Source organism: Micromonospora sp. BQ32 (assembly GCF_059358895.1).
On record NZ_JCADBI010000044.1, the window covers coordinates 1 to 2,088 of the forward strand.

Consider the following 2,088-nt stretch of genomic DNA (forward strand, 5'->3'; position numbering starts at 1 on the left):
GCCGCGCCTTGGTTGGTGGGTGAGATGTCGGAGGCGGTGTAGCCCTGCTCGGCCCAGCCCTGACCGAGGATGATGTTGGAGCTGTTCAGCGAGGTGCACCGGAACGCGGCCCGGTAGCCAAACAGGTCCCGCAACGAGGCGGGGATGATGTCCCAACTTGGGCGCTGCGTCGCGGCGACGACCGGCATGCCGCAGGCCCGGCCGAGGGAGACGAGCCCTCGCAGGAGGGTGGAGAACTCCTCCTGTTGCTGCTTGGTGCCAAGCACGGTGGAGAACATGGCGAGTTCGTCGATGATGGTGACGATGACGGACATGCCGTCTCCGTCGGCGAGCTTGCGGCGCCGGTTGGCCAGGAGCCATGCGTAGCGGTTGGTGGCGACGACCAGGAGGCGACGTAGGACGTCGATGCCCTGGTCGATGTCGGGGCCGATGAACGCGTCGGCGAGGTCGCGCCAGGGGCCGAGTTCGACGAGTTTGGCGTCGAACAGCACGAGGCGGGTGTTGTCGCACAGGGCGGCGTGGCCGCAGATGTTGTTGATCAGGCCGGACTTACCGCCGCCGGGTTCGCCTGCGGTGAGCAGGTTGCGGTAGATGACGTCCAGGTAGACGGGTTGGCCGAACTCGTCGATCCCGATGAAGATCGGGTCGAACATCGACAGGCCAGGACCCACCGGCACCGCGTCGGCGGTGGTGGGAATCGTGGTGGTCATGAGATGCCCCTTCTGGGCGTTGTGGGCGCGAGAAGCCACACGAACGAGCCGCCATGGCTCCTCGCGTCCCGGGTCGGGTGGGGTCAGATCCAGTCGGAGACGTCATCCGCTTCGGGCGACGCGGACGAAGCCGCGGGCTTGCTACCGTTGGCTGTGGTGGCCGGCTTCTTCGCCGGCTTGCCCTGGGTCGGGAGGGTGACCGTCGGAGCGTCGATGTCCGGCAGGTCCAGGGCGGTTGGCACGGTCAGGGGCGATGCCGAGACGGGTGCGGTCGGGTCGATGACGTCGACCAGTGGGGAACCGACGTGGGCGGTCAGCACCTCGCGGCGTTTGATGTCGAACCGCAGGTAGGCGGCGTTGTTCTCCGAAGCGCGCTCGATGAGCACGGTGGAGGCGTGGCAGGTGACCGCGATCTTGTCGAGGCGGCCTTCCAGGTCCTTGGCGGACAGGCCGGGGCGCAGGTAGACCCAGACCCGCTCACCGACGGGGGTGGGCTTGGCCCAGAGGATCAGCGGGAGGCTGCCGGACTGGTTGGCGATGATGAACTGCGCGAAGCACACGCGCAGCCGGTGGCGCACCACGAGGCACCATCCCCAGGCTTTGACCTGGCGGCGAACCGGGCGGATGGCGGCGGGGACGCCGACGACCAGGGCGACCACGAGCAGAGTCACCAGGGTTGGAGTGTGGTTGGCGAGCTGCACCCACGCGGTGAGCAGCAGGACGCCGAGGATGGTTTCCGGGGTCCACCACCACAGCAGCCGGATTACCGGCCAGATCCGGACGAGCAGCCAGACGAGGCCGCCGGTTGGAACGCCGATCAGCGCGCCGACGAAGACGGCGAGGATCGGGTGGATGGAGGAAGCGGCCACCACGGCCGACAGAAGGCCGACGATGACCGCCGTGAGGATGAACGCCATTCGGGCGTTGCGTGCGGAGGAGCGGTGGACTTTGGCCTCGATGACCGTCACCGTTCCGGTTGACCTGCCGCCGAAGCGGCGGGGGCTAGACTTGGACATGACGAGTCCTCCCAAGCACATTGGGTTGGATGAGTTGGAGGGCACGGGGTCGGCAGATGTAGGAGTCGGACCGACCCCGCGCCAGCTCTTGCGGGGATGCCACCACCGTTCGTGGTGACGGGCCGGGAATGTAGGAGTCGGAACCACTCCCGGACCTTGAATCTCAGCGGACCATCGGCCGCTTTCGTGCGTCAGACACCAGGGCCCACACAGTGCGGTGAGCGAGGGACCTACTTAGCCGCCGAGTTACCAGCCTTCGGCTTCAGCGTGATCGCACGGAACGCAACGCCGTTACGCCCGTTGGTCGCCCACGGAATAGCCTCCAACTGCTCGACAGCGACGAGCTGTCCCACCGTCACGCC

2 protein-coding genes are annotated in these 2,088 nt (G+C 67.3%); both read right to left on the reverse strand.

Features of this window, described 5'->3' with window-relative positions:
* The coding region (locus AC5L30_RS32895; protein WP_494872163.1) for an FtsK/SpoIIIE domain-containing protein at positions 1 to 710 on the reverse strand (710 nt) is incomplete at its 3' end.
* Positions 711 to 793: 83 nt separating this feature from the next.
* The gene (locus AC5L30_RS32900) at positions 794 to 1,726 is read right to left on the reverse strand and encodes a hypothetical protein (RefSeq protein ID WP_494872165.1); all 933 of its coding nucleotides are present in this window, start codon (positions 1,724 to 1,726) and stop codon (positions 794 to 796) included.
* Positions 1,727 to 2,088: the final 362 nt, after the last annotated feature.

Bases quoted from the DNA above. Each gene is read 5' to 3' on its own strand.
- AC5L30_RS32900 (WP_494872165.1), bottom strand. From the start codon at position 1,726: ATGTCCAAGTCTAGCCCCCGCCGCTTCGGCGGCAGGTCAACCGGAACG.